Source organism: Gramella sp. AN32, from assembly GCF_023718305.1.
In the GTDB taxonomy this organism is placed as follows: domain Bacteria; phylum Bacteroidota; class Bacteroidia; order Flavobacteriales; family Flavobacteriaceae; genus Christiangramia; species Christiangramia antarctica.
Genome location: NZ_QEYO01000016.1, coordinates 27,763 through 43,907, shown reverse-complemented (window position 1 = coordinate 43,907; position 16,145 = coordinate 27,763). Strand labels below are relative to the sequence as shown.

Genomic DNA, 16,145 nt, shown 5'->3' with positions numbered 1-16,145 from the left:
TGAATTTTAAGGGAAAGATTTAGAAATATGGCAAAAAAATAGCCGCTAAGTGCGGCTATTTCAATATTTAGCTTATTTATTATGATTTTGTTTCCTCAACCGCCTTTTTGATATCAATTACCAACTCGTTCTTTTTTTCATCCAGGTCCATATTAATTTGATCACCTTCTTTTAAATGAGAGGTAACAATTTCTTCAGCTAAAGCATCTTCAATATATTTCTGAATCGCCCGGTTTAAAGGACGTGCCCCATATTGCCTGTCGAAACCTTTTTCAGCGATAAAATCTTTCGCTTTCTTGGTCAAATTCAATTTATAGCCCAAATCATTTATTCTGGAAAATAGTTTTTCGAGTTCGATATCAATGATTTTATGGATGTCTTCTCTTTCTAAAGAATTGAACATTACCACATCATCGATCCTGTTTAAAAACTCCGGGGCAAATGCTTTTTTAAGGGCGTTTTCAATAACGCTTCTGGCATTGTCATCCAGTTGGGATTTAACCGTAGAAGTTCCAAACCCAACACCCTGCCCGAAATCCTTCAGTTTCCTGGCGCCGATATTAGAAGTCATGATAATGATCGTATTCCTAAAATCGATCTTACGACCTAAACTATCGGTTAAATAACCATCATCCAAAACCTGGAGTAACATATTGAAAACATCGGGATGTGCCTTTTCAACCTCGTCTAAAAGCACTACAGCATAAGGTTTCCTTCTAACTTTTTCGGTTAGCTGACCGCCTTCTTCATAACCTACGTATCCCGGAGGGGCACCAATTAATCTTGAAATCGCGAATTTTTCCATGTATTCGCTCATATCAATCCTAATTAAAGCATCATCATTATCAAACAACTCTCTGGCAAGAACTTTTGCCAATTGTGTTTTTCCCACTCCAGTTTGGCCTAGAAAAATAAAGGACCCAATGGGTTTGTTAGGATCTTTCAAGCCTGCACGGTTTCGCTGGATCGCTTTCACGACCTTGCCAACAGCTTCATCCTGTCCAATTACTTTTCCTTTAATTTTCTTCGGAAGTTCGACCAGTTTATTGCTTTCCGTTTGAGCAATTCTATTAACCGGAATTCCGGTCATCATAGAAACAACATCGGCAACACTATCTTCTGAAACTATTTCTTTATGCTTTTTAGATTCTTCTTCCCATTTTTCCTGAGCAATCGATAATTCCTTTTCAAGGTTTTTCTCATCATCCCGCAGCTTAGCTGCTTCTTCATATTTCTGCTTTTTGACTACAGAATTTTTATTCTCACGTACTTCTTCTAGTCTTCTTTCAAGGTCAAGAACCTGTTTAGGTACATCGATGTTTATAATATGAACCCTAGATCCCGCTTCATCCAGAGCATCTATGGCTTTATCAGGAAGAAACCTTTCCGTCATATATCTATTGGTAAGCTTTACGCAGGCCAGGATCGCATCATCAGTATATTCTACATTATGGTGCTCTTCATATTTATTCTTGATATTATTTAGTATCTCAATAGTCTCTTCCACCGTAGTAGGTTCAACGATAACTTTTTGAAAACGTCTTTCTAACGCACCGTCTTTTTCAATATACTGCCTGTATTCATCAAGAGTGGTGGCACCAATACATTGAATTTCACCTCTGGCCAGAGCGGGTTTGAACATATTAGAAGCATCTAAACTTCCGGTTGCTCCACCGGCTCCAACGATGGTATGAATTTCATCTATAAAAAGAATTATATCATCATTCTTTTCTAATTCATTCATCACCGCTTTCATTCGTTCTTCGAATTGACCACGATATTTCGTTCCTGCCACTAAACTGGCAAGATCAAGGGTGACAACGCGTTTGTCAAAAAGAATCCTGGAAACTTTTCTTTTTACGATCCTTAAAGCCAAACCTTCGGCGATGGCAGATTTCCCAACACCAGGTTCACCAATAAGAAGGGGATTGTTCTTTTTTCTTCGGCTAAGAATTTGAGATACTCTTTCAATCTCTTTTTCTCTTCCCACCACAGGATCCAGTTTGTCCTGTTCAGCTAAAGCGGTAAGATCCCTACCAAAATTATCTAAAACTGGTGTTTTAGATTTTTTAGTGGTTTTACCGGTAGTTCCACTTCCACTAAATGGGTTTTCTCTTGCTGGATCATCGCCGCCATCATCATCAGAAAATGATTCTGCCGCCGGGCTGTCTGTAAAGTCTTCGTCGTCGCTTGCTATCATATATTTAAACTGATCTTTTACCCCGTCATAATCTATTTTCAGCTTATTCAGTAGCTTGGTAGTAGGGTCGTTTTCATTTCTTAAAATGCAAAGCAGTAAATGTGCCGTATTAATGGAAGCACTCTGAAATAACTTTGCTTCCAGAAATGTTGTTTTTAAAGCACGTTCTGCCTGCCTGGTTAAATGCAGATTTCTTTTTTCGTTACTAACTGCAACTGTGGTAGGATTAGCCGGACTTAGAATTTCAACTTTTCTTCTAAGATGGCTAAGATCAATTTCTAGTGCATTAAGAATATCAATTGCTTTTCCATCCCCATCTCTAAGTAGGCCAAGCATTAGATGTTCTGTGCCTATAAAATCGTGACCCAGCCTTAAAGCTTCTTCCTTGCTATAGGCAATAACGTCTTTTACTCTAGGTGAAAAATTATCATCCATCTTATCTTCCTTTCTCAATTTTATTTACTCGTAATTTGGCAAAAATTGTACCTAATAGGGCAGTTAGTAGCTAATAGACAAAATTACTTTCAAAATTCAAAATCTAATGTACCGAACTTATTAACCAAAATACTCTTAAAATTTGTTAATAAAAACCGGCTTCGGATAGGCCTGATTGGCCATTAAAGCGGTATAAAATACGTAAATTGCCCTTTGGATTTATTAAGATAAATTAAATTTTGAAATATGGCTGAAGGAGAAAAGTTAATTCCTATCAACATTGAAGATGAAATGAAGTCAGCTTACATCGATTATTCGATGTCGGTCATTGTGTCACGTGCCTTACCAGATGTTCGTGACGGTTTAAAACCAGTTCACCGTAGAGTTTTATTTGGAATGTATGAATTGGGTGTACTTTCCAATAGAGCCTATAAAAAATCCGCAAGAATTGTGGGTGAGGTTCTGGGTAAATATCACCCTCACGGTGACTCCTCAGTATATGATACCATGGTGCGTATGGCGCAGGAATGGAGTATGAGATATATGTTGGTTGACGGTCAGGGTAACTTTGGTTCTGTAGATGGGGATAGTCCTGCAGCAATGCGATATACAGAAGCTCGTATGCGCAAGATCAGTGAAGATATGCTTGCTGATCTTGATAAGGAAACGGTAGATACCCAACTAAACTTCGATGATACTTTAAGCGAACCTGTGGTAATGCCTACAAAAATCCCTAACCTTTTGGTAAATGGAGCAAGTGGTATTGCGGTTGGTATGGCCACGAACATGGCACCCCATAACCTAACTGAGGTTATTGATGGGATTACAGCGTATATTGAAAATAATGATATAGAAATCGATGAATTAATCGAACATATTAAAGCTCCAGATTTCCCTACCGGAGGGACTATCTATGGTTATGATGGTGTTAGGGAAGCTTTTAAAACCGGTCGTGGCCGTATCGTAGTGCGTGCAAAGACGGCTATGGAAGAAATTAACGGGCGTGAATATTTGGTGGTGACAGAAATTCCTTATCAAGTGAATAAGGCAGATATGATCAAAAAAACTGCCGATCTGGTAAATGATAAAAAAATTGAAGGTATAAGTCTTATCCGGGATGAATCTGATAGAAATGGTATGCGTATCGTTTATCAGCTCAAAAGGGATGCAATTCCTAATATCGTTTTAAACACCTTATTTAAACATACGGCGCTACAGTCATCCTTCAGTGTAAATAATATCGCACTGGTTAAGGGGAGACCGCAAATGCTGAATTTGAAAGATCTAATTTTTCATTTTGTAGAGCACCGTCATGAAGTTGTGGTGCGCAGGACGGAATATGAACTGAAAAAAGCTCAGGACAGGGCGCACATTCTGGAAGGCTTAATAATAGCTTCAGATAATATAGATGAAGTTATTGCCTTGATTCGTTCTTCTTCAAATGCTGAAGAAGCGAGAGAGAAATTAATGACCCGTTTTGAACTTTCAGAAATTCAGGCCAAGGCAATTGTTGAAATGCGATTGAGACAACTTACCGGTCTTGAACAGGATAAGTTGAGAGCTGAATATGATGAGATCTTAAAAACCATTGAAGATTTAAAAGACATTCTTGCACATAAAGAAAGAAGGATGCAGGTTATTAAAGATGAACTTCTTGAGGTAAAAGAAAAATATGGGGATGAAAGAAGATCTGTAATTGAATATGCTGGTGGAGATCTAAGTATCGAAGATATGATCCCAGATGAGAAAGTAGTGATCACCATATCCCATGCTGGTTACATTAAAAGAACATCTTTAAGTGAATATAAAACACAGAATAGAGGCGGGGTTGGACAAAAAGGAACGAATACAAGAACTGAAGATTTTCTTGAATACCTATTTGTAGGTACCAATCACCAGTATATGTTGTTTTTCACTCAAAAAGGTAAATGTTTCTGGATGAGGGTTTATGAAATTCCTGAAGGTAGCAAAGCTTCTAAAGGAAGAGCCATTCAAAATCTGGTAAATATTGAACCAGATGATAAGGTGAACGCATTCATCTGTACCCAGGATCTTAAAGACGAGGAATATGTAAACAACCATTTCGTGATTATGGCCACTAAAAAAGGTCAGGTCAAGAAAACCAGACTGGAAAAATATTCCAGGCCTCGTACCAATGGTATCAATGCAATTACCATTAAGGATGGTGATGAATTACTTGAAGCTAAACTGACTACAGGAAATAGTCAGGTATTATTAGGTCTTAAAAGCGGAAAGGCAATTAGATTTGAAGAAGGGAAAACCCGGCCTATGGGCAGAAATGCTTCCGGAGTAAGGGGGATTACGTTAGCTAACGATAAAGATGAAGTCGTAGGAATGGTTTCTGTGAATGATTTCGATTCAGATATTCTTGTTGTTTCAGAAAATGGTTATGGTAAAAGATCAAGTTTAGATGATTATCGTATTACGAACCGTGGAGGAAAAGGGGTTAAAACCATCTCTGTCACTGGTAAAACAGGACAACTTGTCGCGATTAAAAATGTATCAGATGATGATGATCTTATGATCATTAATAAATCTGGAATCGTCATAAGAATGGCTGTTGAAGATCTTCGAGTAATGGGTCGCGCTACTCAGGGGGTTAAATTAATTAATCTTAAAGGTAACGACGCGATTGCAGCTGTGGCTAAAGTTCTACATGATGAAGATGCCATAGAAATCCTAGAAGATCCTGAAACACCAATAGACACTGATGGTCTAGAAAATGGCACAGCAATTGTAGACGATAGTGAAGAATAAACTAAAACCAAAATTACAGATGAAAACTAATTTAATTACAGTAGCATTGTCGTTTCTTACCTTGGCGGCAGTGGCTCAAAAAGATCAGGTAAAAAACGCGGAAGACGCTATTGATGACAAGAACTACGCTGAAGCTAAAGCACAATTGAAAATTGCTGAGCCTAATGTTTCTTCTTTAAAAGAGAAATACCAGGAAGAATTTTATCTATACAAAGGGCAGGCTTACATGGGGGATAACCCAACTTCGGCAGATATGAAAATCGCTGCACAGGCTTTTCAAAAAGCTTCTGAAATGGGAAATGAAGATGCCACAGAAGCCTTGATGACTCTTAAAAATGATATGATTCAGGCTGCTATTCAGGATCAGAATAATGAAAAATTTGCTGAAGCCGCCGAGAAATTATATACCAGTTATGAGTTAAGTAAAGAAGATACCATTTATTTATACTATGCTGCTAATAACTTAGTACAAGCGCAGGATTATGATAAAGCAGTTGAGTATTTGGAAATGCTTAATGAATTGGATTATGATGGATCTGGTATTGAGTATACTGCCGTAAATGCTGAAGGTACTGAAGAAACTTTTTCTTCTGCAGGGCAAAGGGACCTTATGATTAAGACAGGGAATTATACAAATCCCGGGATGAACAAAATTCCTTCTAAAAAAGGTGATATTGCTCAGTTAATCGCCAGGATTTATATAAGTCAAAAAGATTATGATAAAGCAGTAGCTGCAATGGATAAAGCAAAAGCTACAAATCCTGATGATATTACATTATTACAGGCGGAAGCCAATATGTATTACCAAATGGGTGAAAAAGAAAAAGCAAGACAACTTTTCGAAAAAATAGCGGAAACAAATACTGATGATCCTGTAACTTTCAACAATATTGGAATTATGTACGGTGAAGTTGATGAAACAGAAAAAGCTATTGAGAATTATGAGAAAGCTTTAGCAATAGATCCTAACTACAATGATGCAAGATTAAATTTGATCGCTGCAATCTTAGGTAGTGAGCGTGCGATAATTGAAGAAATGAATGGGCTGGGAATGTCTAAAAAAGATAATGCTCGGTATGAAGAATTAGATGCTCAGAGAAAAGCACTATATACGCAGGTAGTTCCTTATCTGGAAAAAGCATTAGAAGTAGAACCTAACAATATTGATGTACTAAAAACATCTATGAATATTTATTCAAATCTTGGGAATACGGAAAAAGTTGAGGAAATGAAATCTCGATTAGAACAATAAAAAGTTATTCGAAGAAAATATAAAGCCGCTGAGAATTCAGCGGCTTTTTTTATATTATTTTTTTGATGACCCTAAGCTTATGGGTATGCTTCTGATATTCCATATTAAAAATACCTGAATGATCAATTCGGTCCATCCTCACTTTTCCATCTACATGAATAACATAATGATCCTGCATGATAATCCCTACATGATCAATAACTCCCTCATTATCATCGAAAAAAACAAGGTCTCCTGGCTCACTTTCTTCAATAAAGCTTAAAGCTTCACCTTCTTTAGCCTGTTCACTAGCAGTCCTTTTAATTTTATAACCATTCAGTTTATAGACCATTTGGGTAAAACCGCTACTATCGATTCCAAATGGAGTTTTCCCTCCATAAAATTCCGGGGCATTAAGGTAGAGCAACGCAGTTTCTAAAAGCTGACCTTTATTTTTTATTTCTGAAGTTGAATTGCCTTCAAAATGATGCTTCAGTTTATTACAATAGTTGAGCTGGGCACCTAATGGAATGCTCATTAAAACCTGATTTTCATCAGCTATATATTCCACTAGGTCTGAAGCGATTTTTAGCTGATCTTTCTCCAGATTTTCAAAATCTACTTCTTCAATTTTTCTGTATTGATGATTATGGACCCAGCCTTCAAATCCATCAAAGTTGTTACGAATACGGCTCCAATGTTGCCTTTCTTCCAGCACTTTAAAATATTCCCCATATAACAACTGCGAAGTCATATCACTCATATGATTCGCAGCAGTTCTTACCGGTACAATACTTAGGTGGCAAATACCGTATTGCATGATCTCTACTTAATGAAATTAGGAAATTCTCTCAATTATCATCGCTGAAGCCCCACCGCCACCGTTGCAAATTGCAGCAGCACCAATTTTCGCATCATTTTGCTGGAGAACATTCAATAAGGTTATTAAAATTCGAACTCCACTAAATCCCAGGGGATGTCCCAGAGAAACGGCACCACCATTCACATTGGTATTTTTATCAGATAATCCAAGGATCTTCATATTAGCTAATCCAACCACTGCAAACGCTTCGTTGAATTCAAAAAAATCAACATCCTCCTGCTTTATTTCTGCTTTAGCGAGTGCTTTAGGCAGGGCTTTAGCGGGAGAGGTTGTGAACCATTTTGGTTCCTGGGCAGCATCAGCGAAACTTAAGATTTTCGCAAGAGGTTTTAAACCTAATTCTTCCGCTTTTTCCCGGCTCATTAAAACCACAGCCCCGGCACCATCATTAATGGTAGAGGCGTTTGCAGCAGTTACAGTCCCATCTTTAGAAAAGGCAGGCCTTAAAGAGGAAATTTTATCCATCTTTACATTCTTAAATTCTTCATCTTCATTAATCACAATAGGTTCGCCACGTCTTTGCGGCACTTCTACCGGAACCACTTCATTGTCAAATTTTCCTTCTTTCCAGGCTTTTGCTGCACGCTCGTAAGATTGGATAGCAAATTTATCCTGATCTTCTCTTGAGAACTCATATTCCTTTGCACAAAGATCTGCACAAACACCCATGGCGTTTTCATCATAGGCATCTACAAGACCATCTTTTTGCATTCCATCGATCATAGTTGCAGGACCAAATTTTTGACCGTTCCTTAAATGTAAATAATGGGGGATCTGGCTCATATTTTCCATTCCGCCAGCAACGATCACTGAAGCTTCACCTAACATAATAGATTGAGCTCCCTGCATTACTGCTTTCATACCGCTGGCACAAACTTTATTAATAGTCGTGCATGGAACTGTATCTGGGATCCCCGCACCTAAAGCAGCCTGTCTTGCTGGTGCCTGGCCCACTCCGGCCTGTACGACATTTCCCATTAAAACTTCTTCAACCAATTCTGGTTTTAAATCAATTTTATTAAGGGCGCCCTGTATGGCGATAGAACCTAATTTAGTAGCACTAACACTTGATAAACTACCCAAAAAACTTCCTATAGGAGTACGTGCGGCGCTAACAATTACAACTTCTTTATTCATCATCTGTTTTTGTGTTTTCAAGAGTTGCAAAGTTAGTGATTTTATAAGGAATTTAATAACATGGGGAAGGTGAGATGTATTTTTACTACATTTGAGCATTACCTGAATGTCTATGAGCGATTTCGTTAATAAGTTGTACAAAAATCAGGCGCTTTTTTACAAAGTTTTCCTGTTTGTGCTTACCTCTGTTTTAATCGTTTACCTGCTGCCAAAAGGAGGAAAATTCAAGTATGATATTCCAAAAGGGAAACCCTGGCAATATGAAAGCCTATATGCGCCTTTCGATTTTGCCATTCTGAAGACCGATGAGGAAATCGCAGAAGAAAAGTCTGAAATTACAGATACGCATATTCCCTATTATGATTTTAATTCAGATATAGCCGAAAGAGTAGGCGAGGATGCGCTTGTTGAAGTTCATAATGTTTTTCCAGATAGCACATTAAATGTCTACGAAACGATCATAGATAATTTTGTTAGCAAAACGGTTTCTGAAGTTTATGAATTTGGACTACTGCAGGAAAGTAATCGGCTGGAGCCAGATCAACTTATATATTTATTAAAAGGAAATGAAGCTTCTGAAGTTTCTTATAAAAAGATCTTAAAACAGGGTGAAATTCGTGATTTTCTTAGTCAGAAGATAGATCGTGCCGGTTTTTCTTCTTTTAAAACTGAATTACTAGAGGTATTTTTCAACTCCATCGAACCCAATGTTATTTTTAATAACGACCTCACCCAAAATGAACTCAACAGTAAGCTGAACAATATTTCCTATACACGGGGTATTATCGAACAGGGGAGTAGGATTATTGCCAAGGGTGAAGTAGTTGAGGGGAATAAGTACAATATTCTTCGTTCCCTGAAAAATGAATACGAATCGCAAATCTGGAGCCAGACAAATTATAACTGGATCATTATTGGTTACAGTATTTTAGTGGCACTTGCTCTTTTAATGTTACTGCTTTTCATGCGAAAATACCGTATTGAGATTTTTGAAAATAATGTAAAAGTTACTTTCATATTTTTCAATATTATTTTTATGGTGATGCTTACCACGCTGGTGGTCAACTTCAATATTGACTATGTGTATATAGTGCCACTTTGTATACTTCCGCTAAGTTTAAAGGCATTTTTTGATGCCAGGCTTGGTCTTTTTACCCATGTAATTACCGTCCTGCTTCTAGGCTTTATTGTACCCAACAGTTATGAATATATGTTCCTGCAGATCATTGCCGGGATTGTTACTATTTTAACGGTAAGTGAGCTATATAAAAGGGCGAATTTATTTATTTCTGTGGGGCAGATCACGCTGGTTTATATTATTTCTTATGTCGCTTTTACGATAATTCAGGAAGGAAATATTGACGATGTTAAAGTTGAAATTTTTATCACATTTCTTTTAGGTGGCCTGGCAACATTATTTGTGCAACCCCTTATATATGTTTACGAAAAAATCTTCGGAATGGTAAGCGATATGTCTTTGCTGGAACTTTCAGATACCAATTCAAAATTATTAAAAGAGCTTGCTGAAAAAGCTCCGGGAACCTTTCACCATAGTTTAAATGTGGCAAATTTGGCTGAAGCTGCTGCGAATGAGATCAATGCCAATGCCATGCTGGCCAGGGTGGGAGCGCTATATCATGATATTGGTAAAATGAGGAACCCCACTTATTTTACGGAAAATCAAACAACTTCGGTAAATTCTCATGACGAGCTTTCTCCTATAGAAAGCACTCAAATTATTATAGACCATGTAATAAGCGGGATTGAAATCGCGAAAAAGAACAATCTTCCGGATAGGGTGATCGATTTTATTCGCACACATCATGGAACCAGCACGGTGTATTATTTTTATATGAAGGAGAAAGAAAATAACGACAATATAAATGCTGATAATTTTAGATATCCAGGACCAATTCCTTTCAGTAAAGAGACTGCTATATTAATGATGTGCGACAGCGTGGAAGCTGCCAGCAAAAGTTTAAAAGAACCCACCAGCCAGCTAATCGATAATTTCGTGGAGAAGATTGTTGATAAGCAAATGGAGGAGGGTCAGTTTTTGAATTCAAATATTACCTTCAAGGAAATCCAGATCATAAAAAAAATTCTCAAGCGCAAGCTCAAGAATATTTATCATCTACGGGTGGAATATCCGGAATAGTCTAATGCACATCCTTGCTGTGAGGGATTGACATATTGAAAGTAAACGGTGGAATATCCGGAATAGTCTAATGCACATCCTTGATGTGATATTCCGTCTCATTAAATTTAAAAGAATCACCTTTACGTTTTCCTTTCATTTCCTGATATATGGGAGCATCTGTTGAAATTACATAAACACTACTACCTTCCTCCAGGGTAACTTTACCAACTGCGGCAGCTATGAAATAGTAATTGTCTTTGGTTTCCACTATACTTCCAAAATCGATAGTTTCACTATAATGTTTTCTATCTACCCGGCTTAGCTTTTCTTTCATTGTTTGGGCATTGTCTAGATATTGCGCATATTTTTCAAAATCGTTCAGCAATTCCCCTTTGCTATTATCTTCATCATAATCTGTATGAGCATCGTTGTTTTCCATGGATTGTTTTATTTGATCCATTTCATTTTGATATTTTTCAATCTGGCGGTTAACCGTATCTAAACTTTTGAAAAATAATTCTTCTTTATTCGCTACCATCCTTATTTTTTTTGATTGGAATCTAAATTAATTAAGCTTTTTCTGCTTACCGAAGTTTTAGCAAATCTTTAATAGCTTAAAAATTTTCTTTTTTTATCCATAAGCCTGAAGCCTTATAATTATTTAATATAAGCCTATAAACTTATTTTTATTAATTATAAGCCTGAAAGCTAATATTTTGTATATTTGAATTATGATCGCAGTAATTTCAGCAGACTTTATCTCCTCAACAGCCTATTCCCAAGAGCTGATGCAGGAATTGCTTTCCCGGTTAAAGCAGGAATTCAGCTATATACAAAACGAATTTAGTTCCAGGCCAGACTTTAAAATTTATAGAGGCGACAGTTTTCAGGGAATTGTAAAAAAACCTTCTGAATCCCTTCGTATCGCTCTCATCCTGAAAACAGCGATCAATAAAGTTTCCGAAGAAAAAAGTGATAAAGGAACATCTAAAAAAACAGCTGAAGTAAGAATGGGAATTGGTATTGGCACGTACGATTTTAAAAGAAAAACTATTTCAGAAGCAAACGGACAGGCTTTTCAATTTTCAGGTAGGACTTTAGATAATTTAAAGGCCGAAAATCGGAAAACAAAGTTAACTACAGAAGACGAAGCGATAAATAAAGAATTCGATGCTTCTTTTTATTTACTCGATACTTTAACCGAAAAGTGGAGTATCGCCTCGGCAGAAGTTGTATATTATCTCCTAAAAGGTTTAAAGGAAACTGAAATTGCCGACAAACTAAAGATCAGTCAACCGGCCGTAAATCAGCGAAAAAAAGCTGCGGGATGGGATGCAATTGAAAAACTATTGGACCGTTTTGAAGAAGTAATCTCCCAAAAATTTACAGATGGAAAATAGTTTGCTTATCCTTCTACAATTATTCCTCGCCCATGTGGTAACAGATTTTGTATTCCAGCCAACCTCCTGGGTAATCGATAAAAGGGCCAAAAAAGGAAGATCTATCTACCTTTACATACATAGTATGCTTGCCGGCTTGCTATCCTGGCTTTTTCTAATGAAACTGGAATGGTGGTATGTTGCCATAATTATCAGTGTAGTTCACTTTTTCATTGATTTATGGAAATTAAATTACAAACGGGACACGCTCAAAATTTTCCTGCTGGACCAAATATTCCATGTGGGATCCATCATCCTGGTTTGGTTGGTTCTAATTTCCGGTTTTCATTACATTATTCCATTTTTAAAGGATCTGTTTACTTCACAAACATTTCTAGCCATCTTGATTGGATATTTACTGGTCATTTTTCCCGCAGGATTTCTAATTGGAAAAGCAACCCTGAGGTGGCAGGGTGAAGTGGAACAGGATTTGAAAAAAACAAGTCTGGATTCGGCAGGCAGGTATATCGGGATTTTCGAGAGGATCCTGGTACTTACTTTTATCATCACTCAAAACTTCTCGGCAATAGGTTTTCTTATTGCTGCGAAATCCATTTTACGCTTTAGTGATAAGTCTGAAATTGGCGCGCGAAAACAAACCGAATATGTGCTCATAGGTACACTGATGAGCTTTGCCATAACCATAATTATAGGCTTTCTAGTACGCGAGATCGCTTTCTAATAACTGGATATTACTTTGTAAACGCTCTTTAACAATATTCATCATTCGCTTATTTAAAGCTGAAGAATTCTGAATATATGCTTCATATTCTATTAAAATAAACTGGCCAATAATAATTCCTTTCAGGCTATTTCTAAATTTAATATCCTTCTGAATGGCATTTTCAATGTATTCCATCCTTCGATCTAAATTCAATTCGTAAAACGAATTTTTATGTTTTGAAATGTAGTTTCTGAAAACAGCAATAAGTAAATCATTCTGAAGTTTCGCAATAGGTCTTAGCGTCTCATTTTGAAAACGCTCTTCACTGCTCATTCCATTTGTTATTCTTGCTGAAGGAATCTCAGGCCTGAGTTCCTTTAATTGTAAATCTCTTGGATTCATGGCAAGTAAGGTTTTTTAAATATAACGAATTAGCTGCCTCTTTTTTAATAAGTACCTTTCGAGTTTTTAACCTGTTATAAACAATAACTTGCCGTTAAATATGTCTTAATCGTTCCCTGTGTACTGCCCCTACTTTTTACCTTTAAAACAAAAGGAGAAATAACATGATTAAATCTAAAAATCCATACACAGGAGAAATTATAGGAGAATTCAAAGAACTCACCAAACCAGAAATTGAAAAAGCCCTGGAAGCTGGTGATAACAGATTTAAAAGTTGGCGGAAAACGATTTTTAAAGAACGGGCCGAGTTGATGATGAACGCCTCTAAAGAGTTGAAAAAGAACAAACAGGAATATGCTGAAGATATTACCATGGAAATGGGTAAACCCATTACCCAGGCAATTGCCGAGATCGAGAAATGCGCCTGGGTTTGTGAATATTACGCTGAAAATGCCGAAAAGCAACTGGCAGCTAAAACAATTAAAACAGATGCCGTAAAAAGTTATGTGAGTTATGAGCCCATAGGAGTAGTGCTCGCGGTAATGCCCTGGAATTACCCATTTTGGCAGGTTTTTCGGTTTGCTGCACCGGCTTTAATGGCTGGAAATATTGGTGTTTTAAAACATGCCAGCAATGTGATGAAATCGGCTAACAATATTCAAAAAGTTTTTGAACGCGCAGGGTTCCCAAAAGATTGTTTTCAAAATCTTGTTTTAAGCAGCAGTAAAATTGAAAATATAATTCGCGACAAAAGGATTAAGGCAGTGACGCTTACCGGAAGTAAACCTGCGGGGAGTGCGGTAAGTTCTGTGGCCAGTGAAGAGATCAAAAAGTCTGTTCTGGAACTCGGCGGCAGTAATGCTTTGGTCGTGTTTAAAGATGCCAATATTGACGAAACAGTAAAAACCTGCGTTCAGGCCAGATTTCAAAATACCGGGCAAAGTTGTATTGCGGGAAAAAGGTTAATAGTTCACGAATCTATAGAGGAAGAATTTACCGAGAAATTTTTAAAACAGATAAGGGAATTAAAAAGTGGTGATCCTATGGATGAAGATACTTTCATAGGAACCCTTGCTCGTCTCGATCTTGCCGAAGATCTCGAAACACAAGTGCAAGATTCAGTAAAGCAGGGGGCAAAAATACTGTTGGGAGGAAAAAGGGACAAGACCTATTTTGAGCCAACAGTTCTGGGCAAGGTTACTTCAGATATGAAAATATTTAAAGAAGAGACATTTGGCCCTGCCATTGGTATAACCACCTTTAAAACAGATCAGGAAGCCATAGACCTGGTGAATATGTCTGAATTTGGTCTTGGTGTTTCTCTGTTTACCCAGGATCTTGATTTTGCTGAAAAGTTATGTCCTGAGTTTGAAGACGGCGCTGTTTTCGTAAATGAGTTGGTAAAAAGTGATCCCAGATTACCTTTTGGAGGTACTAAAATTTCAGGTTTTGGCAGGGAGCTTTCTGAGGACGGGATAAGGGAATTTGTAAATAAAAAGACCGTATATTTAAATAAATATTAGTAAAATGAAATTCGGAAAAGTTGATGATCCCTCAATTATAGATTACACTTTACCAAAAACCCCTAAACAAACTGATGATGTATTAGGGGAATATAAGAAATCCACATTCGATGATGTTAGAATTGGTTGTGCCAAATGGAATAAACAGGAGCTAAAAAATTTCTATCCCCGCGGCACAAAAAATGAACTTACCTATTATTCCTCACAATTTAATTCTATTGAATTAAATGCTTCATTTTATCGAATGTTTCCAGCCGATCAATTCAAAAAATGGAAAAAACAGTCTGAACCTGATTTTAAATTTTTCCCAAAAGTCCCCAGAATTATTAGCCATATAAAAAGGCTCAAGGATTCTGAAGAACTTTCCAAAGATTTTGTGTCAAATACGCTACCATTGAAGGAAAAGTTAGGGATGAATTTTTTACAATTGAGAGATGATTTTGGACCAAAAAATATGGAAAGGTTAGAAAACTTCTTTCATCATTGGCCTAAAAATGCTCCATTAGCTGCAGAGTTTAGGCATCCAGAATGGTATGAAGATAAAGATATTGAAAAAGAATTGAACCAAATTCTAATGAAATACAATATCACCCATGTTATTACCGATAGCGCGGGAAGGAGGGATATAATACACATGAGTTTAACCACTCCAACAGCCTTTATAAGATATAATGGAGCAAACCATGCATCAGATTATACACGTCTTGATGACTGGCTGGACAGGCTCGAAGACTGGCATACAAAAGGTTTAAAAAATGTATATTTTTTTATTCATCAGAATATAGAAATGGAATCCCCATTATTATCGGCCTATTTTATTGAAAATTTTAATAATCGATTTGGTACGGCCATAAAAATTCCTGAAACGCTAAATAAATGAGCAGGCAGAAAATTAATGTTACTGTAGATATTGTAATATTCACTTCAGAAGGCAATTCAGAAAAGATATTGCTCATTCAAAGAAAAAATGACCCGTTTAAAAATCAATGGGCATTGCCTAGTGGTTTCGTTGATGATAATGAAGATTTGGAAGATGAGGCTAAACGAGAATTAGAAGAAGAAACTGGATTAAAAATTAAAAAGCTCCAGCAGGTTGGAGCGTTCGGGAAACCCGGAAGGGATCCAAGAGGGCATACGGTTTCCATTGCTTATTTGGGAAAAACCAGGATGGAGAGAATTAAAGGATCTGATGACGCTAAAGATGCTAAATGGATTAGTTTGCAAGAGCTAAAAGATTTGGACCTGGCTTTTGATCACAATGAAATAATCAAAAAAGCATTAGCACATAAATAATCTTTATACTTCTCTAATTT

The 16,145-nt window shown here is 36.9% G+C and carries 13 protein-coding genes; 8 read left to right on the top strand and 5 right to left on the bottom strand.

Annotation, left to right across the window (positions count from 1 at the left end; translation table 11 throughout):
* Positions 1–79 precede the first annotated feature (79 nt).
* The gene (locus DHD80_RS15305; protein WP_251742402.1) at positions 80–2,635 is read right to left on the bottom strand and encodes an ATP-dependent Clp protease ATP-binding subunit; all 2,556 of its coding nucleotides are present in this window, start codon (positions 2,633–2,635) and stop codon (positions 80–82) included.
* Positions 2,636–2,881: 246 nt separating this feature from the next.
* Here DHD80_RS15305 and gyrA point away from each other — a divergent pair, with 246 nt between their 5' ends.
* A complete protein-coding gene (gene gyrA, locus DHD80_RS15300; protein WP_251742332.1) occupies positions 2,882–5,413 on the top strand; it encodes a DNA gyrase subunit A in 2,532 nt (843 codons plus the stop codon).
* A gap of 19 nt (positions 5,414–5,432) precedes the next feature.
* A complete protein-coding gene (locus DHD80_RS15295) occupies positions 5,433–6,665 on the top strand; it encodes a tetratricopeptide repeat protein (protein WP_251742331.1) in 1,233 nt (410 codons plus the stop codon).
* Positions 6,666–6,714: 49 nt separating this feature from the next.
* On the opposite strand, the gene DHD80_RS15290 is transcribed toward DHD80_RS15295, so the two are convergent.
* Positions 6,715–7,464, bottom strand: a complete 750-nt coding sequence (locus DHD80_RS15290; protein WP_251742330.1) for a C40 family peptidase — start codon at positions 7,462–7,464, stop codon at positions 6,715–6,717.
* Positions 7,465–7,482: 18 nt separating this feature from the next.
* On the bottom strand, positions 7,483–8,664 hold the full coding sequence (locus tag DHD80_RS15285) for an acetyl-CoA C-acyltransferase (protein WP_251742401.1): 1,182 nt from the start codon (positions 8,662–8,664) through the stop codon (positions 7,483–7,485).
* A 112-nt stretch (positions 8,665–8,776) separates the two neighbouring features.
* Here DHD80_RS15285 and DHD80_RS15280 point away from each other — a divergent pair, with 112 nt between their 5' ends.
* Complete coding sequence (locus DHD80_RS15280; RefSeq protein ID WP_251742329.1) at positions 8,777–10,822, top strand: HDIG domain-containing metalloprotein; 2,046 nt, start codon at positions 8,777–8,779, stop codon at positions 10,820–10,822.
* 67 nt (positions 10,823–10,889) lie between these two features.
* On the opposite strand, the gene DHD80_RS15275 is transcribed toward DHD80_RS15280, so the two are convergent.
* The gene (locus DHD80_RS15275) at positions 10,890–11,342 is read right to left on the bottom strand and encodes a transcription elongation factor (RefSeq protein ID WP_251742328.1); all 453 of its coding nucleotides are present in this window, start codon (positions 11,340–11,342) and stop codon (positions 10,890–10,892) included.
* 193 nt (positions 11,343–11,535) lie between these two features.
* Here DHD80_RS15275 and DHD80_RS15270 point away from each other — a divergent pair, with 193 nt between their 5' ends.
* Together DHD80_RS15270 and DHD80_RS15265 are read left to right on the top strand one after the other, a co-directional pair.
* Entirely contained in the window at positions 11,536–12,204 is a 669-nt protein-coding gene (locus DHD80_RS15270; RefSeq protein ID WP_251742327.1) for a SatD family protein, read from the top strand.
* A complete protein-coding gene (locus tag DHD80_RS15265) occupies positions 12,194–12,925 on the top strand; it encodes a DUF3307 domain-containing protein (RefSeq protein WP_251742326.1) in 732 nt (243 codons plus the stop codon). Before DHD80_RS15270 ends, DHD80_RS15265 begins: the two co-directional genes overlap by 11 nt.
* On the opposite strand, the gene DHD80_RS15260 is transcribed toward DHD80_RS15265, so the two are convergent.
* On the bottom strand, positions 12,902–13,309 hold the full coding sequence (locus tag DHD80_RS15260; protein ID WP_251742325.1) for a glyoxalase: 408 nt from the start codon (positions 13,307–13,309) through the stop codon (positions 12,902–12,904). The two genes, DHD80_RS15265 and DHD80_RS15260, sit on opposite strands and share 24 nt — an antisense overlap.
* Positions 13,310–13,473: 164 nt before the next feature.
* Between DHD80_RS15260 and DHD80_RS15255 the strand changes: the two genes are divergently transcribed.
* Genes DHD80_RS15255 through DHD80_RS15245 form a run of 3 tightly spaced genes read left to right on the top strand, consistent with a single transcriptional unit; the run spans position 13,474 to position 16,125 of the window.
* Positions 13,474–14,832, top strand: a complete 1,359-nt coding sequence (locus DHD80_RS15255) for an NAD-dependent succinate-semialdehyde dehydrogenase (protein ID WP_251742324.1) — start codon at positions 13,474–13,476, stop codon at positions 14,830–14,832.
* Positions 14,833–14,836: 4 nt separating this feature from the next.
* Positions 14,837–15,712 carry a DUF72 domain-containing protein gene (locus DHD80_RS15250; RefSeq protein ID WP_251742323.1) on the top strand — a complete coding sequence of 292 codons (876 nt, stop codon included), beginning with the start codon at positions 14,837–14,839 and terminating at the stop codon, positions 15,710–15,712.
* Entirely contained in the window at positions 15,709–16,125 is a 417-nt protein-coding gene (locus DHD80_RS15245) for an NUDIX hydrolase (protein WP_251742322.1), read from the top strand. Before DHD80_RS15250 ends, DHD80_RS15245 begins: the two co-directional genes overlap by 4 nt.
* Positions 16,126–16,145: the final 20 nt, after the last annotated feature.